The following is a 16,771-nucleotide window of genomic DNA, read 5'->3' as shown; positions in this document are numbered from 1 at the left end:
CTGGCTCTTTTTATGTGTTAAAAAAAATGCATTATTTACGATATAAAAGGGACTAGTAAACCTATACATAGGACCGTTATAACTTGATTTACTAAACCTTGTCTACTACAATTCATATACTGTTGTAATTTTCCGAGTTATTTCCTTTCCATTTTCAACAAACTCATCATACAATAGTATTAGACACTGTATTATCAAGAAATTTTAAAGACTTGTTCATAAGTGGACTCGATGCATCTATTAGTATTGACCGAAGGGAGTTGTGTAATATGGACATCGAACGCATAAATGAGAATACACTCAAACTCTTCATTTCTTATCATGACATTGAAGAACGTGGATTCACGAAAGATGAAGTATGGTATAACCGGGAAAAAAGCGAAGAACTCTTCTGGTCTATGATGGATGAAATAAATGATGAAGAATATTTTGAAGTTGAAGGACCATTATGGATCCAAGTGATAGTTCAAGAGAATGGTCTAGAATTAACTATCACACACGCTAAAATTTATAAGGACGGTCAGCATATCGAACCGCCCTTCGATATAGAAGATAAACAAAGAATGATGTCATCCGCATTTGGTGGCGATGAGCCAAAAGTGCACGAATTTGACGATTTTGAAGATCTTGTAAATAGCACAATTGATGAAGATTCCGATTTTATTTTTAAATTACAGGAATTTGATGATATTATTCCTCTTGCAAAAAAAATGCAAGAGACAGCCTTATACCATAATGCTTTATATGAATGGGAAGGCGGCTATTATTTGCACATCCGTTTTAATGAAGAGGTTTTACATGATGAGGCCGAAGACATCTTCAGTGTTATTACTGAATTTTCTACGGACGCAGATGTAACAATCCACATTCTTCAAGAATACGGTAAAACATTAATGGCAAAAGACTGTTTTGATACTGTCATAAAGTATTTTTCTTAAATGACATTGAAAGTCCTCCGAATCCGAGGGAACTGAAGAATTTACGTTTTTAAAATGTAATGTTCTTCAATAGTAAACACCGGCACTTTTTGTTCGATTTTGAACAGAAAGTGCCGGTGTTTTTTTGTATTTCCCTTATTCTTCATTTAATAGCTTCTAGATCCGTTTCAAATTCACCTCGAATATTGTTGTAGCTCCTTGGACTTCCAGGCCAAATTAACCCTCCGATTTTTTCAACTGTTGCCACAACTGCCGCTGTAATAATTCATTCATCATTCATCGCAATGTGCGTTTTAAATCCAAAGAAAGATGAATCGGCCGATTTATGTCCTAAACTCGCATCTGAATCCGAAGAGTAACTTAGTTGTACGTCATAATCTTCGATGACTTCTTTGATGACGTTTAACTTCTTTCAGCAGAAGTCTCCCACCTCTATGGGTGGTGAGATGAATGCGGACTTAAGCTGCCTTTCAGCGGGTGTCCAAACACCCGCTGAAAGAAGTTAAAGCCTCCGGCCGATTCCGGACGCAATTATGCCGAGGCATAATTGATTTTCTCTTGTACGGCAGGGACTTGAGCGACTTTGGATTGTGTTCCTACAATTTCAATGACTTGACGACAATAGTCTAATTCCTTTGTAATTTCATTTGAATTTGGTTTTAATGGAAATTTTTCTTTTATTATTATATAAAGAGGTAGGTGTGAATCGGAAAGAATGAAAAACTATAAAACTAGTTGATTGGAGTGCAGGCGGCGACTCCTTGGGGAACTAGCGAACATCTTGAGACCCCGCAGGAGCGTATGCGACGAGGAGGCTCAAGGTTCGTCCCCAGGAAAGCGTCCACCGGAACGGAAATTAACGGCATCGAAGAAAAAGCCATGGCTAAAATTCATTTTATCGACTTTTTCAGTGCCCTCCCGAATCTTGGTGGATTTTTTCCTTGCAATTTATCCTATAAATTTATAAGATGTATAAAAATAGGAGGTGGTCGCATTTTAACTGCTATAACAGCAAATAATGATCTATTTATACTGTCTACTACACATACGAGAGAAAACCTAAAACATTTAAGGCGAACCCTTAAGTTTTTCTGTCCACAATGTAAAGCAGAATTACAACTCCGAGTAGGGGATATTGTTATTCCTCATTTTGCTCACAAAAAGGATGCGGTTTGTCCTCAGTTATTTTCGGATGGAGAGTCGAAGGACCATTTAGAAGGTAAGCAACAACTTTATCATTTTTTTGAAACGAAAGGATTAACTGTTCAACTAGAGCCTTTTATAAAGGACTTGTCACAGCGGCCGGATTTATTGGTAACAACTCAAAATGAGCAATATGCCATTGAATTTCAGTGTAGTAATATTCCTATCGAGGTGGTACAAGCTCGTACGAAAGGCTATATGAGTGCAAAGATAATTCCGATATGGCTCCTTAAAACCCCTAATTTTAAGCAGCAAAAATCTACAAGTATTCAACTCATCCAACTCTCTCCGTTTCGTCAACAATTTATCACACGTCATCCCCAGCATGGCACAACCCTTCTCACATACAATCCGACTACAGCAATGTTTATGTACTATTCACATTTACTATTTATACAAGGGTATCGTTTTATCGCTAAAGTGCAACAGCTTCCGATTGCTCATCAGCATTTTCCGTTTCTTCAATTAAAAGAGCCAACAAAGGAGGAATTTGGTCTATATTGGCAAGTACATTTACATATCCGAAACGGCTTTTTACGTCAACGATTCTACTTAAGTAGAAAAGGAGTGCAGGATTTGTTCTTAAAAGGCTGTTACAGTGCGCGTATGGGGCTTGAACAATTACCTCTATTCATTGGCTTGCCTGTCCGAAATGCCCAGTATATCGATGTCTACATCGTAGAATGGCAAGCTTCCTTATTGTTCTTCTTACAAGATTGTCAAACTAGTATATTCCAAGTGGATGATGAGCTTGTTTCAATATTTATGAAGAATAATCAATTTTATTTTCATGATGAACGAGGTAAGGAAGCAATTCTTCACTATATTTCATTATTGAAAAAGTTGCATATTCATTCCATCCACTCTTCTACAAAAGAAGCTGAAATTTTACAATTGTTGCATAATGAATTCCTTGCAAAGTGTTATGAAAATTGAGAAAATAATATAGTGATTGTTTCTCAATGTATTTACAATAGGAGGTCATAGATTATGACAACGAAATCAGAGACAAAAGTATTAACAAGACAAGAGGTACCTGTTGAACTTACTTGGCGTCTGGAAGATATCTTTGAGACAGACGAGGCTTGGGAAGCAGAGTTTAAAGAGATTAGTGCTTTAAGTGAAAATGCTGCATCTTATCAAGGTACAATTGTAAACGGTGCACAGGCACTATTAGCAGCCCTTCAATACCGAGATAAATTATTTTCAAAATTAATGCGTCTTTATACTTATTCTCATATGCGCTTGGATCAAGATACAGCAAACAGCTTCTATCAAGCAATGGACAGTCGTTGTAAATCACTTTATGCGAAAGTTTCAACAGGTCTATCATTTTTAACACCTGAAATTTTATCATTAGATGAAAATATAATTGAACAATATCTAGTTGAAAATGAAGAACTTCAACTTTACAGACAAGAATTACTTGAAATTAACATTGGGCGCCCACATATTCTTCCAGCAGAACAAGAGGCAATCCTTGCACAGCTGTCAGAGGTGACGGGTGCATCGTCTGAAACATTTAGTACATTAAATAATGCTGATTTACAGTTCCCTATGATTGAAGATGAAAATGGTCATCAAGTTCAACTAACACATGGGAACTATACACATTTCTTAGAAAGCGGCGATCGTAAAGTACGTGAAGCAGCATTCCGCGCAATGTATAAAACATACGGAGAATTCCGTAACACATTTGCAACGACTCTTGCTGGTAATGTTAAAGGTGATAACGTTAGTGCGCGTATTCGTAAATACGAATCTGCTCGTCAAGCTGCTATGGCAGCGAATCATATTCCAGAAAAAGTATATGATCAACTCATTTCGACAATTCATAAGTATTTACCGTTGATGCATCGTTATATTGCTTTGCGCAAAAAAGTATTGGGTGTTGAAGAACTTCATATGTGGGATATATATACACCACTTGTACAAGAATCAAAGGTAGATATGCCATATGAAGAAGCTAAAAACAAAATGTTGAAAAGCTTTGAAGTACTAGGTGATGAGTATGTAAACATTGTTAAACAAGGTTTAGAGGATCGCTGGGTAGATGTACTTGAAAACAAAGGTAAACGAAGCGGTGCATATTCTTCTGGTGCATATGGTACAAATCCTTATGTCCTAATGAACTGGCAAAATAATCTAGATAATCTATTTACTCTTGTTCATGAATTTGGACATAGTGTCCATAGTTACTTCACTCGCAACAACCAGCCGTTCGTATACGGAAACTATTCTATTTTCGTTGCAGAAGTTGCATCCACTTGTAACGAAGAGTTATTAAACCATTATTTGTTAGATACGATTGAAGATCCACAACAACGTATTTATATACTGAATCACTGGTTAGAAGGATTCCGTGGTACAATTTTCCGCCAAACTATGTTTGCTGAATTTGAGCATATTATCCATCAGCTTGATCAAAATGGTGAAGCGTTAACAGCGGAAAAAATGACGGAAGTCTACTATAACCTAAATAAACAATATTATGGGGACGACATTGTGGTAGATGAAGAGATTGGTCTAGAGTGGGCGCGTATCCCTCACTTCTACTACAATTACTATGTGTATCAATATGCAACAGGTAAGAGTGCAGCTACTGCGCTAAGTGCTCAAATCCTTGAAGAAGGACAACCTGCAGTAGATCGTTATATTAACAATTTCCTGAAAGCGGGATGTTCAGACTTCCCGATTGAAGTATTAAAAGCAGCGGGCGTTAATATGGAATCTGCTGAGCCAATCGAAGAAGCTTGCAAAGTATTTGAGAAAAACTTAGAGGAACTAGAAAAACTGCTTAACGTATAATAGTGAATGATCGAAAAGTCGGGGAGAGAAATATTTCCCTCGGCTTTTTTAATTAGAAAACATTCCTTATGGGGGGGATTTGTGGTGGCTAATATTTGAATAAAAACTTAAAAATAGTAATTTCAAGGCTCGACAAAACCATGTCAATATTAAGTTTAAAATGCTTATTACTACATGCAAACGCTTTCCTTATGACAACTTTGTGAATTCAATTCTGAATCGTTGCTATATCAATTTTTCCATGCTAAAGTGTTAGATGTGAAATAAATCACAAACAAACATACACCCCTTTGTTTGAACGTGAACATTTCTCCCATCCCCTTTGTGAAAAGAAGGCGTCTCTCGTAGAGGCGCCTCTTTTATTTTTTATATTCTATTAACTGCTAACTATCATCTCCATGTTAACTCTAGTACCTTACATATAATCAAAAAGACTTTTAATAGTTACATTAAAAAAGCTAGCAACGACTAAAAAAATCGTTACTAGCATATATATAATTTATTTTAAACGCCACAGCGATGATTCTTCATAATTGATGCGGTCGACTTTTTGTTGTAGCATTTTCTTTTTTAACTCTCGGTCAGCAGTTTGTTCAGTAATATTATAAATTGATGCTACTTCTTTAGTTGTTAATGTATGATACCGTTTAAATAATTCTTCTACTGATGGAGGCTGTTGACAAATAAGTTCACCGTCTAATAATTCTTCTAATATTTGTTCATAAACTTCATATGAATAATTTCCACTAACTTTTAAACCTTCATCTTCAATATTTTCATTAAAGAAAACGAAGCTTGGTACCTCTTCAACTTCCATCTCACGCGTAATGCATAAATCACTTTGAAATGCACGAGAAGCTTCTAACGATTGGAAGTCTGTTTGGAACTCTTGAATATCTAATTTAGCCTCTTTAGCTATTTCGACTAGGGTTGAGCATGAGCGAACGTTTTTCGTATTCAACAATACATATTCTTGTAATTTCATTAGGTAGCGATAGCCAGCTTTTTTTCCTTGTAATTCAGCGGCCTTGACTGCGATTGAAGGAAGAACGGGATGAGAGACATCAATTTCTTCATATTCACTATTACAGCTATTTACACGTTGGCAAGCAACATTAAGCGAGGCTAATTCTGTACTAAGAACAAATCGTAAAGTAAAGTACTGATTATAATTTACTTGAAGCTTTCGAATAATTGCTTGTAAATCCCAACTGCCTGGAGCAAGTGGATCGACGAATACATAGAGCTCAATCGGTCTACTAAGAGTTTGAGTTGTAGTAGGCGATGGCGGTGCCGGCATGATCTGAATAGTATTCACTCTAATACCTCCTCGTCGTTATCAGGTGAATTAATCATGTGGTGCGCTGTAAGGACGAGTCGTTTATAGTATATTTCTCGAATCTTTCCATCTAATCCAACTTCATCCATGGCTTCGGCCATACATTCTAACCATGCTTGTGCACGTTCAGGTGTAATTTTGAAGTGCATATGGCGGGCTCTCATCATTGGATGCCCATGCTCTTCAGTAAAAAGATTTGGACCACCTAAATATTGAGTTTGGAATTGAATTTGCTTGCGGGCTGTTTCAGTTAAATCATCAGGAAATATCGGCTTTAGCTTCGGATTTTTAGCGACTTTGGAGTAGAAAATCTTAATCATTTTTGATAGTGTTTCTTCGCCAATTTCCTCATAAGGAATAATAGGTTTTTGCGTCATTGATGATGCTCCTTTGCTTTAGCTGTAATTCTATTCTATCAACCTAAACGTTTTTTCTCAAACAAATCGATTAAATTACATTACTTTTTTCATATAGTTTAATAAAAATGGCAATAAAAGTGTATGATTACAGTGAAAAGTCGTACTTTCAAAGAAAACTAATTAAAAAAAGAATCGACATATTGGTAGCTAAAATGTCGATTCTTATTGTAAATATATATGTAATTGTTCGACAGCTACGGCATTGTGTCTTATGCTTGATAGCTATTCATGATCTTACTCACATAGTTTGTCGTTTCTTTAAATGGTGGAACACCATTATATTTAGATACATTGCCAGGTCCTGCATTATATGCAGCTAACATTAGATTCATATTACCCCCGAATTTATCATACATTTGCTTCAAATACTTAGTGCCCCCCATAATGTTTTGTTCAGGGTCAAAAACATTAGAAACACCAAGGAATTTAGCTGTACCTGGCATTAATTGCATAAGACCAGCTGCTCCGGCATGACTAACTACAGAGTTATTAAAATTAGATTCTTGTTTGATCACAGCTTTAATCATTTTTTCGGGAATTCCATAAGTTTCGGAAGCTTTTTTTATAATAGTATCATACTGCGTATTTGATGTAACACTAGTAGGACCCGCTGTATAGCCAGTTAATACTGGATTCAAAGGTGTCATACTATACGTATTATTAGTCACAGAAGTTGGTCTATAAATAGGTGAGGTACCGTTATAGTATAAGCTTGAAAGTTCATTATTCGAGCTCGTTGTTGAAGCCCCCATTAAGCCGCTACCTAATAATGAAGTAGCATTTGAACTGTTCGGGCCTGCTACCGCGTTTGTTAAGCCAAGTAATTGGGACATGTTGCTTTGAGATGTTGATGAAGTCATCATTTCATTCATTAATTGTGTGAACATACTAGATGAAGAAGATGAAGAATCATTTGCTGATAAGCTAGTCGATCCCATGGATTGCAATCCTTGAATTTCAAGGAGTGTTTTTAAAGTCGAGATATCCATCTATTAACCTCTTTTCTTATTGGCGGCAGCCATGAAGCGAGCAATTTTTTTATCCGCTACTCTAACTGGTATTGAATGTTTTGCTAAAAATTCCTCGAAAATTACTTTACCTGTCCCCTCATCAGTCACTTCAAATTCCAGTTCATAGTCATCGGTGTCCAAATAGCGAGAATGGTCAAATACGAGAAGTCCGCCATTATATTTTATTTCGGCACGCTTTGTAAAAAGTGTACCTAATAGTTGTAGATCTGCCGGATTAATTTGAAGTTTTTTTAATCGTGTATCTACTTCTTCTGATTTAAGAGTAGCCCCATTTAGCACTTCATGTACTTGTTCTGAAGTTAATAAATCAGTTGTTTCCAATAGCCCAATACCAGATGCTGGTTCTTTTAATGTGCATTCAAAGCGGTTTTGAACCTCTCGAATTCGAAGGCCACAACGTGCTTTCTTTAATTGAAAATCTGCTGTATCGAAATAATGATTTGTCTGTTCATGAAATTCTTCATTTAGAATGGCGAAAGTAGTACAAAGTGCTTCATATTCCTCTTTCGAAAGTAGGTTTTTAAATTCAATTTCTAGTTGTTGTGCCATGCCAATGACCCTCTCTTTTTATGAATTCGTAATAATTAATTATAGGTGAAGTATAGACGGCATTGCAATGATTGTCGATATGGGAAAAAGCATAACAATTCTCCGAAAAAGTGGGTAGTATTGAGGCTTACTATGATAAAATGATAGGAGATTCACGGAAAGGAAGATAGGCTTTGCGTAAAACATATACAGTAGAAAATGGATCACAACTAGAAAAACAAATTCATTTGCAAATTTGCGGAGAAACACCTGATTGTGAATGGCGAGCTGCAGGACAGGTTATTACTGATTCAGACGCCATGGCTTTTATCTATCTAATGGATGCTGGGGAAGACTACCATTACATAAAATTCCCGCAAACTATTTGGCCACTATTAGTCAAAACATTACAATCTGATTTTGAACCATTATTAACCTGGGGCGATAAACAGACTGAATTGATCAACTTCCAGGATGAATTAAATGCACTTATATTTAATATTGAAGGAAATCATAATTATGGAGCAGACTTTTCAACAGCTGTTGAAGAAGCCTTTGCAGAAATATTGAACGAATCCCGAGAAGATTAGGGGGACTTATCATGGGACAATGGGATCGCTTTTTACAGCCCTATAAGCAAGCCGTAGATGAATTGAAAATTAAGCTAAAAGGAATGCGCGCACAGTTCGAAAAATCGAATGAAACGTCACCAATTGAATTTGTAACTGGTCGAGTGAAGCCACTTGCGAGTATTTATGACAAGACGTTAGAAAAAGGTCTAGTCTTCGAACCGTCAGATATGCTAGCACATGAGTTACAAGATATCGCAGGGGTACGTATAATGTGCCAATTCGTGGATGAAATTCCGACTGTTATTGAATTGTTACGTCAGCGCAATGATTTAATAGTTGTAGAAGAAAGAGATTATATCACCAATGTAAAAGTTAGTGGATATCGCTCCTATCATATGATTGTTGAATACCCTGTCGCAACCATTCAAGGTGAGAAAAGGATTTTAGCTGAAATTCAAATTAGAACACTTGCAATGAACTTCTGGGCATCTATTGAGCATTCATTGAACTATAAATATAAAGGTATTTTTCCAGAGGAAATAAAAAATCGTCTGCAAAGCGCAGCAGAGGCAGCGTTCCGCTTAGATGAGGAAATGTCTTTAATTCGTGAGGAGATACAGGAAGCTCAAAAGTATTTTACGGAATACAAGGAGGCTTCAAATCCAAAAGTTAGAGAGAATAATTCGAAGGGAGCTCATGAAAACCTATGAAATTTGCCGTTCAATCACGTAATGATCCACAATCAAATGAATTAATGGAAAGAGCCATCTCTTACTTAACTGACTTTGGTTTAGAAATAGATGAAGAGAAGCCAGACATAGTATTGTCGATTGGCGGAGATGGTACACTTCTACATGCATTTCATCGATATAGTCATATATTGTCGGATGTTGCATTTGTCGGTATTCATACAGGACATCTAGGTTTTTATGCTGACTGGAAGCCAATTGAAATTGAGAAATTGGTTATCTCCATAGCAAAGAGTGACTTTAAAGTAATCGATTATCCACTATTAGAAGTTGTGATTAATTATCAAAATTCAGATGACAATTACACCTATTTAGCTCTGAATGAATCTACGGTTAAATCCCCAGAGGTAACGTTAGTGATGGACGTTGAATTAAATGGGCGACCATTTGAACGCTTCCGTGGTGATGGTCTTTGTGTTTCTACACCTTCAGGAAGTACTGCTTATAATAAGGCGCTTGGGGGCGCCATTTTACACCCATCAATAGAGGCAATTCAAGTGACTGAGATGGCGTCTATTAATAATCGCGTATTCCGTACAGTAGGGTCTTCACTAGTGTTACCTGCACATCATAATTGCGTGCTAAAGCCAGTAAAGGCAAAAGATTTTATGGTCACAGTCGATCATGTGCAATTATTGCATAAAAATGTAAAATCAATTCAGTACAAAGTTGCTAAAGAAAAGGTGCGTTTTGCCCGTTTTAGAGCATTCCCGTTTTGGCAACGAGTGCATGACTCATTTATCGATAGTGAATTGAAATAAGATGAAAGATTTACGGTATCGCTTAACATTTAAAGTAGAGCAGGAACAACTTTTTAGAGATGCACTTGCTATGTGGGGAATTTCTAAGAGAGCTTTAACTGCTATAAAATTTCAAGGTGGACAACTTTTAGTAAATGATATAGAGCAAAACGTCCGTCATAGTCTAAAGCAGAATGATTTAGTCACGATCATTTTTCCATCAGAAGAAATTAGTAAGGGTTTAGTTCCTGAAGATGGGAAACTTGATGTCATCTTCGAAGATCATGAACTACTGGTCATTTCTAAACAGCCTTTTCAAAATACTATTCCTTCACATGACCATCCAAATGGCAGTGTTGCTAATTTTATAGCTGCCCATTTGCAACAGCAAGATTTAGCTTCAACGGTGCATATTGTAACACGTCTTGATCGTGATACATCAGGGATTATGTGTATTGCAAAGCATCGCCACGTTCATCATTTAATGAGTGAAGCTCAAAAGAAACATGAAATAAATCGGACATATGAAGCGATTGTACATGGTCATGTGGAGATTGAGCAACAAGAAATAATAGCTCCTATAGGGAGAAAAGACGGTAGTATAATTGAACGTGAAGTAAGAAGTGATGGACAATTTGCACACACCGATGTTGTTGTGTTAAAACGTACAACCATAGGTGGAGAAGCCATTACTCATATTCGTTTAAAACTACACACAGGACGTACACATCAAATTCGTGTACATATGGCATCTATTGGACATCCACTTGTAGGAGATACATTATACGGTGGACGTAGGGATGTAATAGATCGCCAAGCATTGCATTGTGTAGAGCTTCAATTATATCATCCGGTGACGAACCAATATTATTGCTGGCATATTGGTTTGCCAAAAGATATGCAATCACTACTAATAGAATAATCGATGTAAGGTGCTTATATAAAAAAAGCTCCTCAGACTGTAGACAAACTCGAAAAAACCGAGTTTTCTACAGTCTTTTTCTTTTTATACAGGATATTCCGAAGCTTACCGCTCGCTTTCCGCGGGCGAGCGTCGAGCCGCTTCGTCGCTACACTCCTGCAGGGTCTCGTCTGTCTCGCTTTTCCCGCAGGAGTCGAGCGGACGCTTCTCTAAGCCAATAAAATTATACAGGATAGATTAGGTTTTCCGAAGCTTACCGCTCGCTTTCTGCGGGCGAGCGTCGAGCCGCTTCGTCGCTACGCTCCTGTAGGTCTCGTCTGCCTCTCTTTTCCCGCAGGAGTCGAGCGGACGCTTTTACAAGCTAATAAAATGCTAAAGTAAGACTAATATTGAGGAAGCAATTCCAAACTTCCTAATTAGAAGATAAAATCACTCCGGTCCTACCTTTACTCGTTCAAAAACAAAAGACAAGAATATGTTTATGAAGAATTTTATGATTGCTATTCCTGCAGTGAAGGGGAGATTTTAAAACACAACCACAATGAGAGAAGGATATTGTCAATATAAATTCAATACTTTAAAGAGTGAAAATTGTCCACTGTTGCTCAATGTACGCAAAGTCAGAATTACCAAAAGTTGATTCAATGATATATTTGGGAAGAGTATTTGGAAGAAGCTGAACATCTGCTTCATACAAAGACCGTTAAAGAAAAGTATGCGCGATGTAAAATTGGAAATAGCGCAATCCAACTGCCTTCTGTCTTCAATCTGAGGCGCTTTTTCTTAAAATAACATCTTATTTTTGATTTCCCGGGAAATTTACAGACTCCATTTGTAATAATGTATTGCTGAATGTTAGTATTAGGGGTGTTCAAGAGCAAAAAAAAATTTTTTAAAAAAATAATTGCTCTTTTGAAGGTCTACACACTATTATAGTAAGGTGTTATTTTAACTGACTTAATGAGTCGAGAGGAGGGGACATGCATGATAGAAGAAACAAAGGAAAAAGATGAAGTACAATTCAATGAGCAACATCTACGTCAATTACTGGAGAATTCTGAGACAGATAATTTTCGTGAGGAATTTCTAGCACTTCATCCGTATGATCAGGCAAAGTTTTATGAAAAGGTGGGACCAGACATACGTCAGATTATCTATCAGTATCTCTCCCCTAAAGAGATGGCTGATATTTTTGAGGCTATTGAACTCGACGATGACGAATATAAAGGTATCTTAGAGGAAATGGATACGACGTATGCAGCACAAATGATTGCAGAAATGTATACCGATGATGCAGTTGACGTTTTAAATGAATTAGATAAAGATCAAATTACTCACTTTCTTAAAATAATGGATAAAGATTCGGCTCAGGATATTAAAGAACTCCTTTACTATGAGGAATATACAGCGGGTTCTATTATGACGACAGAATATGTCGCTATTCCTGAGAATTCAACCGTACGTTCAGCGATGACTATTTTGCGCAACGCTGCACCTGATGCAGAAACAATTTATTATATATTTGTTGTTGATGATACAAATCATTTAACGGGTGTCATTTCATTGCGTGACTTAATCATAGCAGAAGAGGACACATTAATACGTCAAATAATGAATGATCGTGTTGTAAGTATAAGCGTGACTGACGATCAAGAAGCAGTCGCACAAATAATGAAAGACTATAACTTTTTAGCCGTACCGGTTATTAATTCAAAAAACGAAATGCTCGGAATAATTACAGTCGATGATATTATCGATGTCATTGATGAAGAGGCGTCTGATGACTACTCCAAATTAGCCGGTGTCTCTGATATGGTAACATTTGATAAAAGTCCATTTGCTGCAGCAAAAAAACGATTGCCATGGCTTGTTGTATTATTATTTTTAGGTATGTTAACAGCTAATTTAGTAGACTTATTTACCGGTACATTAGAAAAAGTTGCTATCCTTGCTGCCTTTATTCCTTTAATAGGTGGTACATCTGGGAATAGTGGAACGCAAGCATTAGCCGTTGCAGTTCGAGGGATTGCAACCGGTGATGTTGAAGATGAAAGCAAGATGAAATTATTATTACGAGAAGCAATAACAGGCATTATAACAGGTGTTGTTTGTGGTCTTATTGCATTTGGTATTGTTTTCTTTTGGAAACACATGTGGCTCTTGGGCCTATTAGTAGGTTCGGCTATTTGTTGTTCAATTATCGTTGCAACAATTGCGGGTTCCTTTATACCGTTGTTAATGCATCGTTTGAAAATTGACCCCGCAGTTGCATCTGGTCCGTTTATTACAACTTTAAATGATATAACAAGTATTTTAATTTATCTCGGTATTGCAACGATGTTCATTAGTAAATTAATGTGAACATCTTTTCCGGAGGAGCATACAATATGAAAAAAAGGATGTGTTAACTTGGGGAATCTTCCACTCCTTTTTATCAAAGCTCCCCCGGCTTTTTTTATTGATATTAATAATGATAGTACTCCTGATACTGAGGATGCTATTGAAGAAGTAGTTGTAGAAGATGTTGTAAAAGAGGTAATTGAACAAGAAAAATCCATAACTCCAGTTATAGAAGATGCTGAAGTACGCCGTAAAATAGAGCGTTTGGAATTTTTATCTCAGCCATTTCAACAACAAGCGTATCAACCATTGCAATTTAGTTTATCCGATGGTCGAATTATTGATGGGATTGTCGATCGTGTAATGCAAGATGAAGTACTTTTAAAAAGTTATTCAGGTGCCGTTTATCCAACGAAAATAAATGAGCTCGTGGAAATTAAATGGCGTGGAAGAGTGTTTTAATAGCTGTCCCTTAAAGGGGATGGCTTTTTTTATGCAAAAATAAATCATTATTGCATAAACTGAAATTACAATAACACAAAAAGCCCCAAAAGTTAGATACCTAACTTTGGAGCTCATTGCCTGACACTGCTATTATCCAATTTAAAACAAAGACACTACTGCCAAGTCTTTTGACTTGATATTAGTCGCATACACCTAAAAAGACGTCTTTTATACATTGAACTGCACAGAAGCAATTCAAGTCAACAGTAACACAGCTAGTTGATGCTTCAAAATCCACAACTTTACAGATCCTTGATAAATCTACATCATTACCACATTCTGTTAACAAATCAGCTACATGATCACCGTGTTTTAAAGGAATTAATACGCGTAAAGTAGCACAGCAACCATCGAAGATATCCTCTACTCGGAAAAAGACCGAGAAGCAGCTATGATCACCAGTAGCTTTAGTTCTGAAAAACGCTTTGAAAGGAGTGCCGTCTTTGTTTAATAGCATAAATACACGAGTATCAGCTTGCATACGCGCAGGGCTTACTAATGAACCAAGAGGTTCTAGGAAACAGTTAGTTGGGCAAGGGCCACAACCCTCATCAACGTTTTGGTCTTGGATGTCTTTAATTGCGCGAACTACGTCGCAAACACATCCTTTTGAAACTTTATGACCAACTGCATCATCATTTCTTCCACATCCCATTTAATTTCACCTCCTTTTCAATCTCTTTATACAATATGTCATATTAGAGAATGAACTAGGGCAACTGCCTCACTTATGCATAATTTTTCAAAATAAACGCATACTGTTTAAAAAAAGGTGACGTATATGAAGATGAAGAGTAATGTCTTACGGTTCTTGTTATTAATATGTTGTATTCAATTATTGGTGGCTTGTAATGGAGAGCAAAAGGAAAAATTCGCCACGTATCATGCGGAAGGGGATAATGAATCGCAATCGATAATTGAAAAGCTTCTGAAAGAAGAAAAATCGATAATAAAAGGTACTGCCGTCTTCCTGGATGACGTTGTATTGGTTGGGGTGCAGATAAAACCTTTTTCAAAATTGAAGAGATCCAAAATAGAGAAAAATTTACAGGATAAGTTTGAAAAGAAATTTCCTGGTAAAGAAGTACTCGTTAGTACTGACTTTAAAATATCTTGGGAAGCTCAAAAGCTTATGAAAAAAAAGTTAACAGAAGAAGAGCTGAAAAAGAAAATTAAGAAATTACAAGATCTTGCAAAGGAAGAAACCTGATGAATCAAAAAGATTACGAGCAATTACAAACGAAACTGTCGCCTAAAACGCCAATAGGAATAAATTTACTAAAAGCTTTTTTAGTCGGAGGTATTATTTGTACCGTCGGACAAGCTATTTCTTTTTTCTATATATTGAACTTTGATTTTACTGAACGTACTGCTGGCAATCCTACTGTAGCAACAATGATTTTCATTTCTTTATTACTTACAGGATTTGGACTTTATAAAAAGATTGGACAATTTGCAGGAGCAGGCTCAGCCGTACCAGTTACTGGTTTTGGTAATGCAGTTATTTCAGCAGCTATTGAGCATAAGACAGAAGGTTTAGTGCTCGGAGTTGGTGGTAATATCTTTAAATTAGCAGGCTCTGTTATTGTATTTGGGGTTGTTTCAGCCTTTTTTGTAGCACTTGTTAAATTAATTTTAGTAACGATTGGGGTGACCCACTGGTGATGGATAAAGGTGTAATTTATTTTCCTTCTAAGCCGTCCATTTTAGCAGCCGGAGTAGTAGTTGGTCCATTGGAGAAGAGAAGTGTTTTCGCTCAAAACTTCGATTTAGTACTTGATGATGAAAGGGCAGATCAAAAAACTAATGAGCAAGGACATCAACATTTAATTGAAGAAGCCGCACAAATCGCATTACAAAAAAAGAAACTGACCATGGATGAAGTAGATTTCTTTTTAGGAGGAGATCTAGTCAATCAAATGACGCCGACGAATTTTGCAGCTGCTACTTTAGGTAGCCCTTATATCGGCTTGTACTCAGCATGTGCTACGTCCACATCAGCCGTTATTATCGCTAGCTTACTAACTGAGTTGGGTGGGAGTCATTATGCAATTGCTGGGGCTGCAAGTCAGCATAACGCTATTGAAAGGCAATTTCGATATCCTGTTGATTATGGAGGCCAAAAACCAGCGACAGCACAATGGACTGTAACGGCTGCGGGTTTTGCACTTATTGGTAAACATCAGGAAGGGGAACCTTGTATTGAGGCTGCGACTATCGGAAAAGTAGAGGATTTCCAACAATCAGATCCATTTCATATGGGAGCAGCAATGGCGCCTGCCGCATTTTCTACAATTCGAAAACATTTAAAAGGTAGAGGCCAAACAGTGCAGGATTACGATGTTATTATGACAGGTGATCTGGGCAAAGTTGGCTTGCCTATCTTAAAAGAAATGTTAAGACAAACTGGATTTACTACAAAACAGTTAGAAACAGTTCGAGATGGCGGTGCTGAATATTACGGTGCTGATCCATTATTTTTAGCTGGTGCAAGTGGTGCAGGTTGTTCCGCATCTGTGTTTTTTAGCGAAATATTAGCTGAGCTAAAAAGCGGACGGATGAAGCGGGTGCTTTTAGTAGCAACAGGTGCTCTTTTGTCTCAGTTATCAGTGCAACAAAATCAATCAATTCCAACAGTTGCACATGCAATCGAAGTAACGATGAAATGAGGGAATAAA

17 protein-coding genes and 1 pseudogene are annotated in these 16,771 nt (G+C 36.9%); 12 read left to right on the top strand and 6 right to left on the bottom strand.

Annotated elements, in window-relative coordinates; all coding sequences use genetic code 11:
- Window positions 1–269 precede the first annotated feature (269 nt).
- Window positions 270–938 carry an adaptor protein MecA gene (gene mecA, locus ACZLO7_RS18915; RefSeq protein ID WP_464938294.1) on the top strand — a complete coding sequence of 223 codons (669 nt, stop codon included), beginning with the start codon at window positions 270–272 and terminating at the stop codon, window positions 936–938.
- 268 nt (window positions 939–1,206) lie between these two features.
- Here mecA and ACZLO7_RS18910 read toward each other — a convergent pair.
- Window positions 1,207–1,350, bottom strand: a pseudogene (locus tag ACZLO7_RS18910) (IS5/IS1182 family transposase); the annotation flags it as partial.
- A 467-nt stretch (window positions 1,351–1,817) separates the two neighbouring features.
- Between ACZLO7_RS18910 and ACZLO7_RS18905 the strand changes: the two are divergent.
- Window positions 1,818–3,077, top strand: coding sequence for a competence protein CoiA (locus ACZLO7_RS18905; protein ID WP_464938295.1), 1,260 nt, complete (start codon window positions 1,818–1,820; stop codon window positions 3,075–3,077).
- A 54-nt stretch (window positions 3,078–3,131) separates the two neighbouring features.
- On the top strand, window positions 3,132–4,949 hold the full coding sequence (gene pepF / locus ACZLO7_RS18900) for an oligoendopeptidase F (protein ID WP_464938296.1): 1,818 nt from the start codon (window positions 3,132–3,134) through the stop codon (window positions 4,947–4,949).
- Between the two features lie 499 nt (window positions 4,950–5,448).
- Here the strand turns inward: pepF and ACZLO7_RS18895 are convergent, their stop codons facing one another.
- The 4 genes from ACZLO7_RS18895 to ACZLO7_RS18880 form a co-directional block, all read right to left on the bottom strand.
- Entirely contained in the window at window positions 5,449–6,267 is an 819-nt protein-coding gene (locus tag ACZLO7_RS18895) for a ClpXP adapter SpxH family protein (RefSeq protein WP_464938297.1), read from the bottom strand.
- The gene (locus ACZLO7_RS18890) at window positions 6,264–6,665 is read right to left on the bottom strand and encodes a globin domain-containing protein (RefSeq protein ID WP_464938298.1); all 402 of its coding nucleotides are present in this window, start codon (window positions 6,663–6,665) and stop codon (window positions 6,264–6,266) included. Before ACZLO7_RS18890 ends, ACZLO7_RS18895 begins: the two co-directional genes overlap by 4 nt.
- Before the next feature lie 251 nt (window positions 6,666–6,916).
- Window positions 6,917–7,696, bottom strand: coding sequence for a lytic transglycosylase domain-containing protein (locus ACZLO7_RS18885; RefSeq protein ID WP_464938299.1), 780 nt, complete (start codon window positions 7,694–7,696; stop codon window positions 6,917–6,919).
- 3 nt (window positions 7,697–7,699) lie between these two features.
- Complete coding sequence (locus ACZLO7_RS18880) at window positions 7,700–8,287, bottom strand: CYTH domain-containing protein (protein ID WP_464938300.1); 588 nt, start codon at window positions 8,285–8,287, stop codon at window positions 7,700–7,702.
- 173 nt (window positions 8,288–8,460) lie between these two features.
- On the opposite strand from ACZLO7_RS18880, the gene ACZLO7_RS18875 reads away from it, so the two are divergent.
- The 6 genes from ACZLO7_RS18875 (at window position 8,461) to ACZLO7_RS18850 (ending at window position 14,051) form a co-directional block, all read left to right on the top strand.
- Complete coding sequence (locus tag ACZLO7_RS18875; RefSeq protein ID WP_464938301.1) at window positions 8,461–8,856, top strand: UPF0738 family protein; 396 nt, start codon at window positions 8,461–8,463, stop codon at window positions 8,854–8,856.
- Between the two features lie 11 nt (window positions 8,857–8,867).
- Window positions 8,868–9,548 carry a GTP diphosphokinase gene (gene yjbM, locus ACZLO7_RS18870; protein ID WP_427750237.1) on the top strand — a complete coding sequence of 227 codons (681 nt, stop codon included), beginning with the start codon at window positions 8,868–8,870 and terminating at the stop codon, window positions 9,546–9,548.
- The gene (locus ACZLO7_RS18865; RefSeq protein WP_464938302.1) at window positions 9,545–10,348 is read left to right on the top strand and encodes an NAD kinase; all 804 of its coding nucleotides are present in this window, start codon (window positions 9,545–9,547) and stop codon (window positions 10,346–10,348) included. Before yjbM ends, ACZLO7_RS18865 begins: the two co-directional genes overlap by 4 nt.
- A gap of 1 nt (window position 10,349) precedes the next feature.
- On the top strand, window positions 10,350–11,249 hold the full coding sequence (locus tag ACZLO7_RS18860) for an RluA family pseudouridine synthase (protein ID WP_464938303.1): 900 nt from the start codon (window positions 10,350–10,352) through the stop codon (window positions 11,247–11,249).
- Window positions 11,250–12,233: 984 nt separating this feature from the next.
- On the top strand, window positions 12,234–13,610 hold the full coding sequence (gene mgtE, locus ACZLO7_RS18855; protein ID WP_464938304.1) for a magnesium transporter: 1,377 nt from the start codon (window positions 12,234–12,236) through the stop codon (window positions 13,608–13,610).
- A gap of 48 nt (window positions 13,611–13,658) precedes the next feature.
- On the top strand, window positions 13,659–14,051 hold the full coding sequence (locus ACZLO7_RS18850; protein WP_464938305.1) for a hypothetical protein: 393 nt from the start codon (window positions 13,659–13,661) through the stop codon (window positions 14,049–14,051).
- A 181-nt stretch (window positions 14,052–14,232) separates the two neighbouring features.
- On the opposite strand, the gene ACZLO7_RS18845 is transcribed toward ACZLO7_RS18850, so the two are convergent.
- Window positions 14,233–14,748 (bottom strand): CotY/CotZ family spore coat protein, encoded by a 516-nt coding sequence (locus ACZLO7_RS18845; protein WP_464938306.1) that lies wholly within the window; start codon window positions 14,746–14,748, stop codon window positions 14,233–14,235.
- A gap of 126 nt (window positions 14,749–14,874) precedes the next feature.
- Between ACZLO7_RS18845 and ACZLO7_RS18840 the strand changes: the two genes are divergently transcribed.
- From ACZLO7_RS18840 to ACZLO7_RS18830, 3 genes are read left to right on the top strand one after another with little or no spacing between them, the layout of a single operon-like run.
- Window positions 14,875–15,303, top strand: a complete 429-nt coding sequence (locus tag ACZLO7_RS18840; RefSeq protein WP_464938307.1) for a YhcN/YlaJ family sporulation lipoprotein — start codon at window positions 14,875–14,877, stop codon at window positions 15,301–15,303.
- Window positions 15,303–15,758 (top strand): stage V sporulation protein AC, encoded by a 456-nt coding sequence (spoVAC, locus tag ACZLO7_RS18835; RefSeq protein ID WP_464938308.1) that lies wholly within the window; start codon window positions 15,303–15,305, stop codon window positions 15,756–15,758. The genes ACZLO7_RS18840 and spoVAC overlap by 1 nt, the downstream gene beginning before the upstream one ends.
- Window positions 15,758–16,762, top strand: a complete 1,005-nt coding sequence (locus ACZLO7_RS18830) for a stage V sporulation protein AD (RefSeq protein ID WP_464938309.1) — start codon at window positions 15,758–15,760, stop codon at window positions 16,760–16,762. Before spoVAC ends, ACZLO7_RS18830 begins: the two co-directional genes overlap by 1 nt.
- Window positions 16,763–16,771: the final 9 nt, after the last annotated feature.

It is taken from the genome of Viridibacillus sp. d25.2 (assembly GCF_055456015.2).
This window is presented reverse-complemented; position numbering and strand designations above follow the sequence as displayed.